Below are 15,483 nucleotides of genomic sequence, written 5' to 3' on the forward strand. Positions count from 1 at the left end.
TGACGCCATGCTGCATCCGTTGGATCATCTTGTTCTACCGGTCACCAACATCGATCTCGCGCGGGAGCGGCTGGGACGATTGGGGTTCACGGTTGCCGCCGAGGGCCGTCATCCTTTCGGTACGGTGAATGCTTGCGTTTTTTTCGCCGACAAGACCTATCTCGAGCCGCTTGGCGTCGCGAGCGCGAAAGAATGTGAAGAATCAGTGCGGCACGGAAACGTCTTTGTGGCGCGCGACCAGGCCTTTCGTTTCCGGTGCGGCAATGACGGATTCTCTGCGGCCGCATTCAGCACGGAGGACGCGGACGCCGACCATGCTCATTTCGTGCGTGCGAGAAAGAGCGGCGGCGCCATGCTGGAGTTTTCGCGCCTGATCAAGATGCCGGACGGGTCGCAATCGACAGGCACTTTCAAGCTTGCCTTTGCCGCCGATCTTCGGGTGCCGGATTTCTTCCTCTTTGACTGCCAGCGCATCAACGCCTTTCCGGCCGATCGGAGCGCGCTGGAAAAGCATGCGAACGGTGCAACCGGTATCTCGGAGATGGTGCTAAGCGCGCCCGAGCCTGAAGCCTTCGGCTCGTTCCTTCAGTTGGCCGTGTCTACGACGGAAATCGAGCGGACACCGTTTGGCGTGGCGATCGCGGCAGCGAATGCCAGGATCAGTCTTCTGTCGCCGGAAGGGATGGAGGCTTATTTCGATTCGGTGCCGTTATCCGTGGATAAGGGGCTAAGAGGCAGCGCTATCGTTTTCCGCACCACCGATCTTGCCGTGACAGAAGCGCTTTTGGCTGATAACGGGATGCCCTATACACGCAAGAACAACAGAGTCCTGGTGAAGCCTGCGCCCGGCCAAGGTGCGATCTTCGCCTTCGAGGAGATCCGATGAGCAATACGAATTCCGAAGTCGCAGTCGGCGAAGGTGCCGGCCGCGTCGTATTTTCAAACAGTGGCAGGCTGTCGCTGATCGCCGGCGCATGCGAAATGGAGAGCCGCGACCATGCCTTCATGGTTGCGGGCACGCTCAAGGAGCTTTGCGGCAAGCTCGGCATCGGGCTCGTCTACAAGACCTCCTTCGACAAGGCGAACCGCTCTTCGCTGTCGAGCAAACGCGGTATCGGTCTAGAGAAGGGCTTGGAAGTCTTCGCCGACCTCAAGAAGGAACTCGGCATTCCGGTTCTGACAGATATCCATTCGGAAGAGCAATGCGCGCGGGTCGCCGAGGTCGTGGACGTTCTGCAGATCCCGGCCTTCCTCTCCCGTCAGACGGACCTGCTTGTCGCAGCCGCGAAGACCGGCCGTGTCATCAACGTCAAGAAGGGCCAGTTTCTCGCTCCCTGGGACATGAAGAATGTTCTCGCCAAGCTAAATCAGAGCGGCAATTCGAATGTTCTGCTTTGTGAGCGTGGCGCGTCCTTCGGTTACAATACGCTGGTCTCGGACATGCGCTCGTTGCCGATCATGGCGGCCATGGGGGCTCCGGTCATTTTCGATGCGACCCATTCCGTGCAACAGCCCGGCGGCCAGGGCACGACGTCGGGCGGGGAGCGCCAGTTCGTCGAGACGCTGGCGCGGGCGGCAGTTGCGGTCGGAGTTGCAGGTGTCTTCATCGAGACCCACCAGGATCCGGACAATGCCCCCTGCGACGGCCCCAACATGGTGTATTTGAACGACATGCCGCGGCTTCTGGAAAAGCTGCTGGCCCTCGACGCCGTCGCCAAGGCGGCCTGATACTGGCGGAAGGTGCCCGCCGTCAACCGGCGAGCGCCATCCTTTGGCTTGAGTACGACCGCGTTGCGGCGGACGCCGTTACGTCGTCGAGAAGGAAACGGGCCAGCAGGTGATTGAGGTGTATCGCCTCGTCACCGAGCTCGCGGCAGGCGGCACTTGTCTGTTCAACCATCGCCGCGTTCTGCTGCGTGACGCTGTCCATAGTGTTGACGGCGGCGTTGACTTTCAGGAGAGCGGTCGTTTGTTCGGTGGAGGAACGCACGATCGACTCGATCAGCGCGGTGACCTTCAGAACCTGCTGATCGATATTGCTGAGCGCTTCACCGGTGCGGTTGACCAAGGCAACGCCGGCCGAAACCTGGCTGGAAGACGTCTCGATCAGCTGCTTAATTTCCTTTGCCAGATTGGCGGAGCGGCCGGCAAGGTCGCGCACTTCCTGTGCAACGACCGCAAAACCCTTTCCGGCCTCGCCCGCGCGGGCGGCTTCCACGCCGGCATTGAGCGCGAGCAGGTTGGTCTGGAAGGCGATTTCGTCGATGACGTTGATGATATCGCCGATCTGCGCAGATGATGTCTCGATCTTCTCCATCGCAGCGACCGCCTCGTGCACGACGGTTGCCGAATAGCTGGCGCTTTCCTTCGTCGCCGTCATCATCACGTTGGCTTCATTGGCCCGTCCGACGAGTTCTTGACGGTGACCGTGATCTGGTCGAGCGCCGAGGCCGCCTGCTCCAGCGAGGCGGCTTGATGCTCTGTTCGCCGGGCCAGATCGTTTGTGCTCGATGCGATTTCGCCGGAGCCGGTCCTTACTACATTCGTCACGGTCGAAATTTCCCTCATTGCCTCAGAAAGCGTGCGGACGCTCGAATTGAACTGCTCGCGCAGCTTCTCGTAGGCTGCGTCGAAAGGCTCGCTAAGCTGGACCGTGAGATCGCCGCCGGAGAGCCGTTCCAGGCCGCGGCTCAGGCTGGCGATGACGCCCTCGCGGACGGCTTCCTCGTCTGCCTTGGCAGCGGCAAGCGCCGCATCGCGCTGTGCTTGGGCCTGACATTCGGCATCCTGGCGCGCACGGATATTGTTCCGCTCTTCGGCGGATTCGCGGAAGACGGTGACGGCGCGCGCCATCTCCCCGATCTCGTCGGCCCGGCGGCTGAAGGGCACATCCTTCGAATAGTCGCCGCCAGCAAGGATCGCCATATAGTCGCGCATCGCCGAGAGCGGCACGATGGCGCGGCGGCGGAAGACGTAAAGGCCGCCAAGAAGCAGGCAAAGCGAGACTGCGGCAGCCGCGAGCGTGATAGCCGAAAGGATGCGTGTCTGTTCGGCGGCGTCCTTTTCAGCGGACGCCAGGAAGGTGTTCGCCATATCGACGAGTTCGTTGACGGCGTTTTCATGGATATGGAAATTCGTCGCAAGCTTTTCGAAGGACGCCGGAATGACTGCGGCGTCATTCTTGACAATGGCCGGCGCGAGTTCCTCCTGCATCACCTTCCAGAACACGTCGCCTTTGACAAGGACATCGTTCAAGAGCTTCTGCTTAAGGTCCGAGCTGAGCGCGGTCGCCAGCCAATATTTGCGGCGGTCCTCGTAGGCGGGTTTCAGGACATGTTCGATGCGCTAGACGTTCTTCTTGGCAACGTCGGGGCGCTGCACCGCTTCGAGCGCAAGCATGTTAGACTCAACGAGGTAGAGGGGCGGCGGCAGGATATCGGCGACGAGATCCTTGCCGTAGATGATTTGCTTGTACATCTCGCCGTTCACCCGCAGCTTATTGAAGGCATAATTCTGTATGCCGATCGAAGCGATTTCCGAGGGGACCTGAAATCGTGAAGGTCCGTATATCAGGCGGATTTGGACCGCACGAGGAAACGCATCATGCAATACTACTTGCCGGAGAGCGGGGCAGTATTTCCTCAATGAGTATTAATTATAATATTGATTGGTTACTGACCGATAAATTTACAACCAGATCGAAAGTGACGGGTGTCATTTCAAAACCTGAGGTTCCGAAACGCCTGAGCAAGCTCTCGGCAGGGATCGATGGGGTGCGAGCGGCTTCTTCAAAAGCCTGACATATTCGGGCTATAGGCCATGCCATGCCGTGTGTCGTCGGTGTGGCATTGTAATTTGCGTGCCTTCGATTAAACAGGCTTCGAACGATTTATCACCCACCGAGCAGGAAGAGATCATGACTGCAATTACCGACATTATCGCCCGCGAGATTCTCGACAGCCGTGGCAATCCGACCGTTGAAGTCGATGTCTATCTCGAAGACGGCAGTATGGGCCGTGCGGCTGTGCCGTCCGGCGCCTCGACCGGTGCGCATGAGGCCGTCGAAGTTCGCGACGGCGGCAAGCGCTATCTCGGCAAGGGTGTTGAAAAGGCCGTCGAGGCTGCCAACACGGAAATCTTCGACGCGATCGGCGGCATCGATGCCGAGAACCAGATCCAGATCGACAACATCATGATCGAACTGGACGGCACGGCGAACAAGTCCCGCCTCGGCGCCAATGCCATCCTTGGCGTATCGCTCGCCGTCGCCAAGGCTGCCGCCCAGGCTGCCGGCCTGCCGCTCTATCGCTACGTTGGGGGCGCGAGCGCGCATCTGCTGCCGGTTCCGATGATGAACATCATCAACGGCGGCGCGCATGCCGACAATCCGATCGACTTCCAGGAATTCATGATCATGCCGGTCGGCGCCGATTCGATCCGCGAAGCGGTTCGCATGGGCTCGGAAGTCTTCCACGTCCTCAAGAAGGAGCTTTCGGCCCAGGGGCACAACACCAATGTCGGCGACGAGGGCGGATTCGCGCCGGGCCTGAAGAGCGCGCCCGAAGCGCTCGATTTCATCATGAAGTCGATCGAGAAAGCCGGCTACAAGCCGGGCGATGACATCTGCCTCGGTCTCGATTGCGCTTCGACGGAGTTCTTCAAGGACGGCAAGTATGTTCTCGAAGGAGAGGGCCGCACGCTTGAATCGGGCGCCATGGCTGAATACCTCGCCGATCTCGCCGGCAAGTACCCGATCATCTCGATCGAGGACGGCATCGCTGAAGACGATTGGGACGGCTGGAAGGCCCTGACGGACCTCGCAGGCAAGAAGGTGCAGCTGGTGGGCGACGATCTTTTCGTCACCAACTCGGAGCGCCTGCGCGACGGCATCCGCATGGGTGTCGCCAACTCGATCCTCGTGAAGGTCAACCAGATCGGATCGCTGACCGAAACGCTCGACGCCGTCAACACCGCGCACAAGGCAGCCTATACCGCCGTCATGTCGCACCGCTCGGGCGAGACCGAAGACTCCACGATCGCCGATCTCGCCGTCGCGACCAACTGCGGTCAGATCAAGACCGGCTCGCTGTCGCGCTCCGACCGTCTGGCCAAGTACAACCAGCTGATCCGCATCGAAGAGGGCCTTGGCCCGCAGGCTCGCTACGCCGGCCGCTCGATCATCCGTGGCTGATAGCCTTTAAAAATCAGATCCTTGAAACCCGCGCTTCACCGGCGCGGGTTTTTTGTTGCTCTAAATTCATAGTCAACGGACGGTTAATCTCTCAGGCGTAGGCTCGTTCAATAGGTAATGCGTTTGAGAGCATGTGTGCGTATGTGGACAAAGCATCATAAGAAGAGAAAGATCGGCCGGTTCGTCATTCCGGCCATGACGGTCGCTTTTCTCTCCTATTTCGGTTATCACTGCATTCACGGCGACTATGGTCTCCGGGCCACGGAAGGCTTCGAGAAGCGCCGAATTGCGCGCGAGCGTGAGCTTGCGGTCTTGAAGGCGAAACGCGAACATCTGGAGCAGCAAGTCGCGCTGTTGAGCGATGGCTCGCTCGACAAGGACATGCTGGACGAAAAAGCCCGCTATCAATTGAACATGTCGCGGGCCGACGAAATCGTCATATTCAATTCCTACGCCAATTAACCGGAAATAGGTTAATTGACAATTCTGTAGCTTTATCAATTATTTAAAGCAGAATACGTGCCATGCATTTATGGCATTGCTGTGGCCAAATTTCTTCCCTATGGTACGCGCCACCTAAGAAACGACAAACCCATAGGGAGGGTTGAATGGCGCCGCGAAAGACCGCGACCGTTTCCAGCCGCAAAACCAGCGCAAAACCTCAGAGCAAGCAATCGAATGGCGGGGCTATCGCCGATTTCGACCGCAATACCGAACTTAAGGCCTATCGCGAAATGCTGCTCATCCGCCGTTTCGAGGAAAAGGCAGGCCAGCTGTACGGCATGGGCTTCATCGGCGGTTTCTGTCACCTTTATATTGGCCAGGAAGCCGTTGTCGTCGGCATGCAGTTCGCGCTCAAGGAAGGCGATCAGGTCATCACCGGCTACCGCGATCACGGCCATATGCTGGCGACCGGCATGAGCGCGCGCGGCGTGATGGCGGAGCTGACGGGACGCAGGGGCGGCTATTCCAAGGGGAAGGGCGGCTCCATGCACATGTTCTCCAAGGAAAAGCATTTCTACGGCGGCCACGGCATCGTCGGCGCCCAGGTTTCGCTCGGCACCGGCCTCGCGTTCGCCAACAAGTATCGCGGCAATGACAATGTCAGCGTCGCCTATTTCGGCGACGGCGCGGCCAACCAGGGCCAGGTCTACGAAAGCTTCAACATGGCGCAGCTCTGGAAGCTGCCCGTCATCTACGTGATAGAGAATAACCGCTACGCCATGGGCACGTCGACCGCCCGCGCGACCGCGCAGGCCGATTTCTCCAAGCGCGGCGCGTCCTTCGGCATTCCGGGCATGCAGGTGGACGGCATGGACGTGCGCGCCGTCAAGGCTGCTGCCGATGAAGCGATCGAGTACTGCCGTTCCGGCAAGGGTCCGATGATCCTCGAAATGCTGACCTATCGCTATCGCGGCCATTCGATGTCCGACCCGGCGAAGTATCGTTCGAAGGACGAAGTGCAGAAGATGCGCTCCGAATCCGATCCGATCGAGCAGGTGCGCCTGCGCCTCATCGAGAAGGGCTGGGCGTCGGAAGATGACCTGAAGTCCATCGACAAGGACGTGCGCGATATCGTCGCCGAAAGCGCCGATTTCGCCCAGGCCGATCCAGAGCCGGATGTATCCGAGCTCTACACCGACATTCTGCTCTAATCGGGGAGGGAACCTATGCCTATCGATATCCTCATGCCCGCCCTCTCTCCGACGATGGAAGAAGGCACGCTGTCCAAATGGCTCAAGAAGGAAGGCGACAAGGTCACTTCCGGTGACGTGATTGCCGAAATTGAAACCGACAAGGCGACGATGGAAGTCGAAGCCGTCGACGAAGGCGTGATCGGCAAGCTGCTGGTCCCGGCCGGCACCGAAAATGTCAAGGTGAACGCCAAGATCGCCGTGCTGCTGCAGGATGGCGAATCGGCTTCGGACATCTCCACCGCAGCGCCCGCCGCACAGGCGGCTCCGGTTGCGGCTCCTCAGGCCGAGGAAAAACCGGCCGCCCAGGCGTCCGTTCCGGCCGAGCCTAAGGCATTCGTTCCGAAGGATCCGGAAATCCCGACAGGCACCGAGATGGTGTCGATGACCGTTCGCGAAGCGCTTCGCGACGCCATGGCCGAAGAAATGCGCGCCGACGAGAGCGTCTTCGTCATGGGCGAGGAAGTTGCCGAATACCAGGGCGCCTACAAGGTAACCCAGGGCCTCTTGCAGGAGTTCGGCTCGCGCCGCGTGGTCGATACCCCGATCACCGAACATGGCTTTGCCGGCATCGGCGTCGGTGCTGCTATGGCCGGCCTGCGGCCGATCGTCGAATTCATGACTTTCAACTTCGCCATGCAGGCGATAGACCAGATCATCAATTCCGCCGCCAAGACGCTCTACATGTCCGGCGGCCAGATGGGCGCACCGATGGTCTTCCGCGGCCCAAACGGCGCGGCTGCCCGCGTTGCCGCCCAGCACAGCCAGGACTACGCTGCCTGGTACTCGAGCATTCCGGGCCTCAAGGTTGTCATGCCGTACACGGCGTCGGACGCCAAGGGCCTGCTAAAGGCCGCCATCCGCGATCCGAACCCAGTCATCTTCCTTGAGAACGAAATCCTCTACGGCCAGCACTTCGACGTGCCGAAGCTCGATAACTTCGTTCTGCCGATCGGCAAGGCCCGTATCCACCGTCCAGGCAAGGATGCGACCGTCGTTTCATGGGGCATTGGCATGACCTATGCCACGAAGGCCGCCGCCGAACTCGAAAAACTTAGCATCGACGTCGAACTGATCGACCTTCGCACCATCCGTCCGATGGATCTGCCCACCGTCATCGAATCGGTCAAGAAGACGGGCCGCTTGGTCACCGTCGAGGAAGGCTATCCGCAGTCGTCCGTCGGCACGGAAATCGCCACCCGCGTCATGCAGCAGGCCTTCGATTATCTCGATGCGCCGATCCTGACGATTGCCGGCAAGGACGTTCCAATGCCCTATGCCGCCAACCTCGAGAAGCTGGCTCTGCCGAATGTCGGCGAAGTCGTCGATGCGGTGAAGGCCGTCTGCTACAAATAACAAGGGGAGGGTATTTCGATGCCTATCAACATCACGATGCCAGCCCTTTCTCCGACGATGGAAGAAGGCAATCTGGCCAAGTGGCTCGTCAAGGAAGGCGACACCGTCAAGTCCGGCGATGTGATCGCCGAGATCGAGACAGACAAGGCGACAATGGAAGTCGAAGCCGTCGATGAGGGCACGATTGCCAAAATCGTCGTTCCGGCCGGTACGGAAGGTGTCAAGGTCAATGCGCTGATCGCGGTTCTTGCCGGCGAAGGCGAGGACGTTGCTGCCGCTGCAAGCGGCGCGGGTTCGGCTGCTGCCTCGTCTTTCGAAGCGAAAGCCGAAAGCGCTTCCGCCCCCCGCGATGAGGCAGGGAAAGGCACCGCGCCAGCCGCTGCCCTGCTTGCCGCAAATGCCAATGTGAGCCCTCAACCTGAGGTGCCGCTGCAGGCCGCCCCGAAGGGCGAGGGCGGCACACGCATCTTCTCCTCGCCGCTCGCGCGGCGTCTGGCCAAGGAAGCCGGTATAGACCTTTCCGCAATTGCCGGTTCCGGCCCCCGCGGCCGTGTGGTTAAGAGCGATGTCGAGGCCGCCGTCGCCGGTGGTGGCGCTAAAGCGGCTCCCGCTGCTGCGGCGGCGCAGCAGGCTGCTGCGGCCCCGGCTCCGGCTGTAGCCAAGGGTGCACCGGAAGAGGCTGTCCTCAAGCTCTTCGAGCCGGGCTCCTACGAGCTGGTGCCGCATGACGGCATGCGCAAGACGATTGCCCGCCGTCTGGTGGAATCCAAGCAGACCATCCCGCACTTCTACGTCACCGTCGATTGCGAACTGGATGCTCTGCTGGCGCTCCGTGCCCAGCTCAACGATTCCGCCCCGCGCAAGGATGGTGCCCCGGCCTACAAGCTTTCTGTCAACGACATGGTCATCAAGGCGATGGCGCTCGCGCTGCGAGACGTTCCGGACGCGAATGTGTCCTGGACCGAAAACAACATGGTCAAGCACAAGCATGCCGATGTCGGCGTCGCCGTCTCCATTCCAGGCGGGCTGATCACCCCGATCGTTCGCAAGGCTGAAGAAAAGACGCTGTCCGCTATCTCCAACGAGATGCGCGATCTCGGCAAGCGCGCCAAGGACCGCAAGCTGAAACCCGAGGAATACCAAGGCGGCACGACCTCGGTCTCGAACATGGGCATGATGGGCGTGAAGGACTTCGCAGCCGTCGTCAACCCGCCACATGCGACGATCCTTGCGGTCGGCGCCGGCGAGCAGCGCGTCATAGTCAAGAATGGCGAAATGGCGATCGCGACGGTGATGAGCATCACGCTTTCGACGGACCACCGTTGCGTCGACGGTGCGCTCGGCGCCGAGTTGCTGCAGGCCTTCAAGGGCTATATCGAAAACCCGATGAGCATGCTTGTCTGATCATTGAGCGGAGACGGAAATGACGAAGACCGTTCTTTGCTATGGCGACTCGCTGACCTGGGGCTACGATCCGGTTTCGCTGAGGCGGCATGCCTATGAGGACCGCTGGCCGAGCGTGCTGCAGGCAGTGCTTGGCGGTGCGGCGCATGTCATTCCGGAAGGCTTGAACGGCCGGACGACCGCTTTCGACGACCATCTCGCCGATTGCGACCGCAACGGTGCGCGCGTCCTGCCGACGATCCTGCAGACGCATGCGCCGCTTGATCTCGTCATCATCATGCTCGGAACCAACGACATGAAGTCGGTCGTGGCGGGATCGGCTTTTGCCGCCTGCCAGGGCATCGGCCGCCTGGTGCGCCTGATCCGCAATCATGCCTGGCCCTTCGAATTCGATGGGCCGGACATCCTAATCATAGCACCGCCGGCGATCTGCGCGACAGGGAATGTGCCTTTTGCCGCTTCGTTCCCGGGCGGTATCGAGGAATCGGCAAAACTTGCAACGCTTTATCGTGACCTTGCCGACGAACTCGGTTGCGGATTCTTCGACGGCAACTCCGTCGCGAAGACGACACCGGTCGACGGCATCCATCTCGATGCGGAAAATACCCGCGCTCTCGGGCGCGGGCTGGAATCAACTGTACGGATGATGCTGGGGCTCTGACCATGGCCGCTTTGGCAGCGCTGCGGCCGGCAGAACGGCGGGACGCGGCGGAGCTGGCCATCCTCGTGGACATCGGCTCGCACGGCTTTGCTTCCTGGCTTTGGTTCGCGGAGGTGGCGGGCAGCAGCGCCGACACGCCGTTGGAGCGGGGCCGGATGAAGATGAGCCGCGATGGCGCATGGGGGAATTGGCAGAGCGCGGTGATTGCCGAGGCTTATGGCGAGATCGCCGGAACGGCGGTGGGCTATGCGCTTGGCGAAGAGATCAGAGCGATCGCGGCGGATCGTCCTGCGCTGGAGCCGGTAATAGCGCTACAAAAGCAGGCGGCCGGAAACTGGTTCATCGGCACGCTGGCCGTCTACCGCCATCTGCGCGGCATCGGCATCGGAAAGCGATTGCTGGGCGACCAGATCGAGAAGGCGGGAGAGCGGGCTGTCAGCCTGATCACCGCAAGTGATAATGAGGCAGCGCTCGCGCTGTACGAGAAGAATGGATTTTCGCAAGCCGCCCGCGCTGAGGCCGTGGCGCTTTTCGAAAACAGCAGGAAACACGAGTGGGTGCTTCTGACCCGCCTCGCCGGATAAAAAGGGCAGGAATACATGGCTGAGAATTACGACGTCATCATCATCGGCTCCGGTCCGGGCGGCTATGTCGCCGCCGTGCGTGCCGGCCAGCTCGGTCTGAAGACCGCGATCGTCGAACGCGAGCACCTGGGAGGCATCTGCCTGAACTGGGGCTGCATCCCGACCAAGGCGTTGCTGCGCTCCGCCGAAATTCTCGACCATTCCACTCATTTGAAGGATTACGGCCTCGTTCTCGAAGGCAAGGTCAGTGCCGATGTGAAGGCCGTTGTTGCCCGTTCGCGCGGCGTTTCCGCACGCCTCAATAGCGGCGTCGGCTTCCTGATGAAGAAAAACAAGGTGGATGTGATCTGGGGCGAAGCCAAGATCACCAAACCCGGCGAGATCGTCGTCTCCAAGACTTCCAAGCCGGTTGTTGAGCCGCAGCATCCGTTGCCGAAGAACATCAAGAGCCAGGAAGGTACTTACACCGCCAAGCATATCATTATTGCGACCGGCGCCCGTCCGCGCGCGCTGCCGGGCATCGAGCCGGACGGCAAGCTGATCTGGACCTATTTCGAGGCGCTGAAGCCGGATGTCCTGCCGAAGTCCTTGATCGTCATGGGCTCGGGCGCCATCGGCATCGAATTTGCGAGCTTCTACCGCTCGATGGGTGTCGACGTCACTGTCGTCGAAGTCCTGCCGACGATCATGCCGGTCGAGGATGCGGAAGTGACCGCCATCGCCCGCAAGCAGCTGGAAAAGCGCGGCATGAAGATCTTCACGAGCGCCAAGGTGGCGAAGGTCGAGAAGGGCGCCGGCAGCATCACCGCCCATGTCGAGACGGCTGATGGCAAGATCCAGCACATCACCGCGGACCATATGATCTCGGCCGTCGGCGTGCAGGGCAATATCGAGAATCTCGGTCTCGAAACACTCGGCGTGAAAACGGATCGCGGCTGCGTGGTAGTTGACGGCTATGGCAAGACCAACGTTCCCGGCATCTACGCGATCGGCGATGTCGCAGGCCCGCCGATGCTGGCCCACAAGGCCGAACATGAAGGCGTTGTCTGCGTCGAAAAGCTCGCCGGCCTGCCGAATGTTCATCCGACCGACAAGGTCAAGGTTCCGGGCTGCACCTATTGCCAGCCGCAGGTTGCCTCTGTGGGTCTGACGGAAGCAAAGGCCAAGGAACTGGGCCGCGACATCCGCGTCGGCCGTTTCTCCTTCGCCGCAAACGGCAAGGCGATCGCGCTCGGCGAGGACCAGGGCCTCTGCAAGGTGATCTTCGACAAGAAGACCGGCGAACTCCTCGGAGCGCATATGGTTGGCGCTGAGGTAACCGAGCTGATCCAGGGCTTCGTCGTCGCGATGAATCTCGAGACGACCGAGGAAGAATTGATGCACACGATCTTCCCGCATCCGACCGTCTCCGAATCGATGAAGGAAGCCGTGCTGGACGCTTACGGCCGGGTGTTGAACGCTTGATAATTTCCCTTTCCACCGTCTATCCGAAGGTAGAAAAAACGAAAGGAAATCATCATGTCTATGGAGACGCAGGCATTGCTTGTCTTCCTCCTGATCGGCCTCGTTGCGGGCTTCCTCGCGAGCTTGGTCGTCGGCGGAGGCGGATTGATACGCTGTCTGCTCAGCGGCATCATCGGCGCGTTCGTGGGCGGGTTTCTGTTCAATGCGCTGGGTATATCGCTCGGCATTGAAAATGCGTTGGTCGTGCAGATCATTCACGCCACAGTCGGCGCCATTGTCGTGGTGTTGATTGCAAGGGCGATAGCTTAGGGAAAACGACAATCATGGAAGGCGTCGGCTGGATAGCGGCAATCATCATCGGCGGTTTTGCGGGCTGGCTCGCCGGCAAGCTGATGGAAGCGCGATATGGCATTGTGCTGAACATCGTGCTCGGCATCGTCGGTTCGGTGGTTGCGACCGCCATCCTGGCGCAATTCCACGTCGAGGTGGCCGCAGGACGGCTCGGCTACTTCGTCACCGGCTTCCTCGGCGCCTGCCTGCTGATATTCATCGCCCGGCTCGTGCGGCGATAATGCGCATCACGACTTGAATTGTAAGGTTCGAGCAAAACGCTTATGTGCAGACGGATGACGAAGCCGCATGGGCGGCGGAAAGTTGATACTGCAATGGTAACCATTCTCGACACGGTCAATCCCGACGCCAAGCGCGTGCGGCATCCGGAAAAGGCGAACCGCCCTGATACGGAAGTCATGCGCAAGCCGGACTGGATCCGCGTCAAGGCCCCGACCTCGAAGGGCTATGCCGAAACGCGCGCGATCGTGAAGGAAAACAAGCTCGTCACCGTCTGCGAAGAAGCCGGATGTCCGAATATCGGCGAGTGCTGGGACAAGAAGCACGCGACCTTCATGATCATGGGCGAGATCTGTACCCGTGCCTGTGCCTTCTGCAACGTCTCGACCGGCAAGCCGAACGCGCTCGACATGGCAGAGCCTGAGAACGTCGCCAAGGCCGTGAAGGAGATGGGCCTTTCCCACGTCGTCATCACCTCGGTCGACCGCGACGATTTGGAAGACGGCGGTGCTGAGCATTTCGAGAGGGTGATCTGGGCGATCCGCGCCGCCTCTCCGGCAACCACGATCGAAATCCTGACGCCGGACTTCCTGCGCAAGCCGGGCGCCCTGGAGCGCGTCGTCGCCGCCAAGCCGGATGTCTTCAACCACAATCTGGAAACCGTGCCGTCGAACTACCTGACGGTCCGTCCAGGCGCCCGCTATTTCCACTCCATTCGCCTGCTGCAGCGCGTGAAGGAACTGGACCCGACGATGTTCACCAAGTCCGGCATCATGGTTGGCCTTGGCGAAGAGCGCAACGAAGTGCTCCAATTGATGGACGACCTGCGCACCGCCGACGTCGACTTCCTGACGATCGGCCAGTACCTGCAGCCGACCCGCAAGCACCACAAGATCGAGAAGTTCGTGACGCCGGATGAATTCAAGTCCTACGAAACCGTCGCCTACACCAAGGGCTTCCTAATGGTGGCATCGAGCCCGCTCACCCGCTCTTCGCACCACGCCGGCGACGATTTCACCCGACTGAGGGCGGCACGCGAAAAGAAGCTGCTGATGGCGGCGGAATAATCAACGAAGGCTTGCATTTTCTGAAAGCCGCGGCGATCGTCCCGCGGCTTTTTCTTTGGAGGATGCCATGGCCTGGTTGAGCGATGTCAGGGATGCCGCCCACCGGCTGAAGACGGCTGATCGCGTACTCGTCATTGGCTGCTCCGGCGGCGGCAAGACCACGCTTGCGCGGACGATCGCAACGCGCTTCAGCCTGCCCTTCATTTCCATGGATCGCGAGTTCTTCTGGCTGCCGGGCTGGGTCGCACGCGCACGGCCGGAGCAGCGGGCGTTGATAGCCGAACGGATCAAGCGAGATCGATGGATCATGGACGGAACCAACACGTCGAGCTTTGATCTCCGGCTGTCCCGGACCGATATCGTCCTATGGGTCCGCATGCCGCGTCTGATATGCGTTTGGGGCGCCGTCAGCCGCTGGCTGAAGTGGATTGGGCGTACACGGCCGGAAATGACGCCGGGCTGCCCGGAGAAGGTCGATCTAGAATTCCTGCGCTACATCTGGAATTTCGAAAAGAAGCATTCGCCCATGGTTCTCGCCGCCATGGCCGCCCACGGCCCCGATGTCCCGGTTCTCCAGCTAAAATCACGCCATCAGATGCGCGAGCTTCTTGATCTTCTCGGTTCTCCCGCTTAACTGCCGATCATGCCGCAATTCGAAACGCATCACCGCGTCCCGCACTCCGCCGATCAGATGTTCGCCCTCGTGGCCGATGTGGAACGCTATCCGGAATTCCTGCCGCTCTGCGAAGCCTTGAGCATCCGCAGCTGCAAGGAGCGCGACGGCAAGATTTTGCTGATTGCCGACATGACCGTCGGCTACAAGGCGATCCGCGAGACCTTCACCACGCAGGTGCTGCTCAACAAGGCGGAGCGCTTCATCGACGTCAAATATATCGACGGGCCGTTCCGGTATCTCGATAATCGCTGGCGCTTTGAGGAGGCCGTCGGTGACGGCTGTACCATCCATTTCTTCATCGACTACGAGTTCAAGAGTCGCATCCTCGGTGCGCTGATGGGCTCGATGTTCGACCGCGCCTTCCGCATGTTTTCCGAGGCCTTCGAAAAGAGGGCGGAAGCGATCTACCGATAGCCGTCAGAAAGGCCGTGTCCTGACAGCCTTACCGATCGAAGAAGTGATAGAAGTACCGATTTGCCGGATAGGCATATGCCCCCCGATCAATAAAGTTGCGCCGGGACAGGCAACTTCTCAGGGCCGCGTTGTAAACGAGGCTGTACCGGTTGGGCGACCCTCTTCGCCAGGACATCGCCTCGTACTGGCAATATCCAAGCGCACGGTCGTATTTAGCCAGCAAGACAGGGTCGGAATCGACGCGGATTCCATGATATGTCTGATAGTTTGACGGTGCCTCGGCAGCCGATACGCAGCCCAGGCTCAAAGCAACTCCCATTGCGGCCAGATATCTCATCGACGTAACCCCTTGCGGAATGAAATCCGGCATAGGAACGGGCGCCAGTGCTCTTTGTTCCAAGC

General features: G+C 60.3%; 20 protein-coding genes. 16 read left to right on the forward strand and 4 right to left on the reverse strand.

What is annotated here, in order from left to right; all coding sequences use genetic code 11:
- Positions 1-7: 7 nt before the first annotated feature.
- Positions 8-886, forward strand: coding sequence for a VOC family protein (locus tag QA644_RS07810; RefSeq protein WP_074067992.1), 879 nt, complete (start codon positions 8-10; stop codon positions 884-886).
- Entirely contained in the window at positions 883-1,728 is an 846-nt protein-coding gene (kdsA, locus tag QA644_RS07815) for a 3-deoxy-8-phosphooctulonate synthase (RefSeq protein ID WP_283071806.1), read from the forward strand. Before QA644_RS07810 ends, kdsA begins: the two co-directional genes overlap by 4 nt.
- A gap of 22 nt (positions 1,729-1,750) precedes the next feature.
- On the opposite strand, the gene QA644_RS35130 is transcribed toward kdsA, so the two are convergent.
- From QA644_RS35130 to QA644_RS35140, 3 genes are all read right to left on the reverse strand, one after another.
- On the reverse strand, positions 1,751-2,383 hold the full coding sequence (locus QA644_RS35130) for a methyl-accepting chemotaxis protein (RefSeq protein WP_349254110.1): 633 nt from the start codon (positions 2,381-2,383) through the stop codon (positions 1,751-1,753).
- Positions 2,383-3,255 (reverse strand): methyl-accepting chemotaxis protein, encoded by an 873-nt coding sequence (locus QA644_RS35135; protein WP_349254111.1) that lies wholly within the window; start codon positions 3,253-3,255, stop codon positions 2,383-2,385. The genes QA644_RS35130 and QA644_RS35135 overlap by 1 nt, the downstream gene beginning before the upstream one ends.
- A 90-nt stretch (positions 3,256-3,345) precedes the next feature.
- The gene (locus QA644_RS35140) at positions 3,346-3,477 is read right to left on the reverse strand and encodes a hypothetical protein (RefSeq protein WP_349254112.1); all 132 of its coding nucleotides are present in this window, start codon (positions 3,475-3,477) and stop codon (positions 3,346-3,348) included.
- A 77-nt stretch (positions 3,478-3,554) separates the two neighbouring features.
- Between QA644_RS35140 and QA644_RS07825 the strand changes: the two genes are divergently transcribed.
- From QA644_RS07825 to QA644_RS07890, 14 genes are all read left to right on the forward strand, one after another.
- The gene (locus tag QA644_RS07825; protein ID WP_283071807.1) at positions 3,555-3,800 is read left to right on the forward strand and encodes a hypothetical protein; all 246 of its coding nucleotides are present in this window, start codon (positions 3,555-3,557) and stop codon (positions 3,798-3,800) included.
- A 116-nt stretch (positions 3,801-3,916) separates the two neighbouring features.
- Positions 3,917-5,191, forward strand: coding sequence for a phosphopyruvate hydratase (eno, locus tag QA644_RS07830; protein WP_283071808.1), 1,275 nt, complete (start codon positions 3,917-3,919; stop codon positions 5,189-5,191).
- 141 nt (positions 5,192-5,332) lie between these two features.
- On the forward strand, positions 5,333-5,653 hold the full coding sequence (locus QA644_RS07835; protein WP_022715503.1) for a septum formation initiator family protein: 321 nt from the start codon (positions 5,333-5,335) through the stop codon (positions 5,651-5,653).
- A 146-nt stretch (positions 5,654-5,799) separates the two neighbouring features.
- Positions 5,800-6,846, forward strand: a complete 1,047-nt coding sequence (gene pdhA, locus QA644_RS07840) for a pyruvate dehydrogenase (acetyl-transferring) E1 component subunit alpha (protein WP_283071810.1) — start codon at positions 5,800-5,802, stop codon at positions 6,844-6,846.
- Between the two features lie 15 nt (positions 6,847-6,861).
- Complete coding sequence (locus QA644_RS07845) at positions 6,862-8,241, forward strand: pyruvate dehydrogenase complex E1 component subunit beta (protein WP_239598888.1); 1,380 nt, start codon at positions 6,862-6,864, stop codon at positions 8,239-8,241.
- A gap of 18 nt (positions 8,242-8,259) precedes the next feature.
- Positions 8,260-9,645, forward strand: coding sequence for a pyruvate dehydrogenase complex dihydrolipoamide acetyltransferase (locus QA644_RS07850; RefSeq protein WP_074068003.1), 1,386 nt, complete (start codon positions 8,260-8,262; stop codon positions 9,643-9,645).
- Positions 9,646-9,664: 19 nt separating this feature from the next.
- Positions 9,665-10,306 (forward strand): SGNH/GDSL hydrolase family protein, encoded by a 642-nt coding sequence (locus QA644_RS07855; protein WP_239598886.1) that lies wholly within the window; start codon positions 9,665-9,667, stop codon positions 10,304-10,306.
- 2 nt (positions 10,307-10,308) lie between these two features.
- Positions 10,309-10,890, forward strand: coding sequence for a GNAT family N-acetyltransferase (locus tag QA644_RS07860; protein WP_074068006.1), 582 nt, complete (start codon positions 10,309-10,311; stop codon positions 10,888-10,890).
- A 15-nt stretch (positions 10,891-10,905) separates the two neighbouring features.
- Positions 10,906-12,354 carry a dihydrolipoyl dehydrogenase gene (lpdA, locus tag QA644_RS07865; RefSeq protein ID WP_283071812.1) on the forward strand — a complete coding sequence of 483 codons (1,449 nt, stop codon included), beginning with the start codon at positions 10,906-10,908 and terminating at the stop codon, positions 12,352-12,354.
- A gap of 54 nt (positions 12,355-12,408) precedes the next feature.
- Positions 12,409-12,663 carry a GlsB/YeaQ/YmgE family stress response membrane protein gene (locus QA644_RS07870; RefSeq protein WP_239598883.1) on the forward strand — a complete coding sequence of 85 codons (255 nt, stop codon included), beginning with the start codon at positions 12,409-12,411 and terminating at the stop codon, positions 12,661-12,663.
- Between the two features lie 14 nt (positions 12,664-12,677).
- Positions 12,678-12,926 carry a GlsB/YeaQ/YmgE family stress response membrane protein gene (locus QA644_RS07875; protein ID WP_039844821.1) on the forward strand — a complete coding sequence of 83 codons (249 nt, stop codon included), beginning with the start codon at positions 12,678-12,680 and terminating at the stop codon, positions 12,924-12,926.
- Between the two features lie 93 nt (positions 12,927-13,019).
- On the forward strand, positions 13,020-13,991 hold the full coding sequence (lipA, locus tag QA644_RS07880) for a lipoyl synthase (RefSeq protein ID WP_283071814.1): 972 nt from the start codon (positions 13,020-13,022) through the stop codon (positions 13,989-13,991).
- A 67-nt stretch (positions 13,992-14,058) separates the two neighbouring features.
- Positions 14,059-14,625 (forward strand): AAA family ATPase, encoded by a 567-nt coding sequence (locus tag QA644_RS07885; protein ID WP_283071815.1) that lies wholly within the window; start codon positions 14,059-14,061, stop codon positions 14,623-14,625.
- A 9-nt stretch (positions 14,626-14,634) separates the two neighbouring features.
- Positions 14,635-15,081 carry a type II toxin-antitoxin system RatA family toxin gene (locus tag QA644_RS07890; protein ID WP_074068015.1) on the forward strand — a complete coding sequence of 149 codons (447 nt, stop codon included), beginning with the start codon at positions 14,635-14,637 and terminating at the stop codon, positions 15,079-15,081.
- Between the two features lie 28 nt (positions 15,082-15,109).
- Here QA644_RS07890 and QA644_RS07895 read toward each other — a convergent pair whose 3' ends face one another.
- A complete protein-coding gene (locus QA644_RS07895; RefSeq protein WP_074070255.1) occupies positions 15,110-15,418 on the reverse strand; it encodes a hypothetical protein in 309 nt (102 codons plus the stop codon).
- Between the last annotated feature and the right edge of the window lie 65 nt (positions 15,419-15,483).

It is taken from the genome of Rhizobium sp. CC1099 (assembly GCF_029714385.1).
In the GTDB taxonomy this organism is placed as follows: domain Bacteria; phylum Pseudomonadota; class Alphaproteobacteria; order Rhizobiales; family Rhizobiaceae; genus Rhizobium.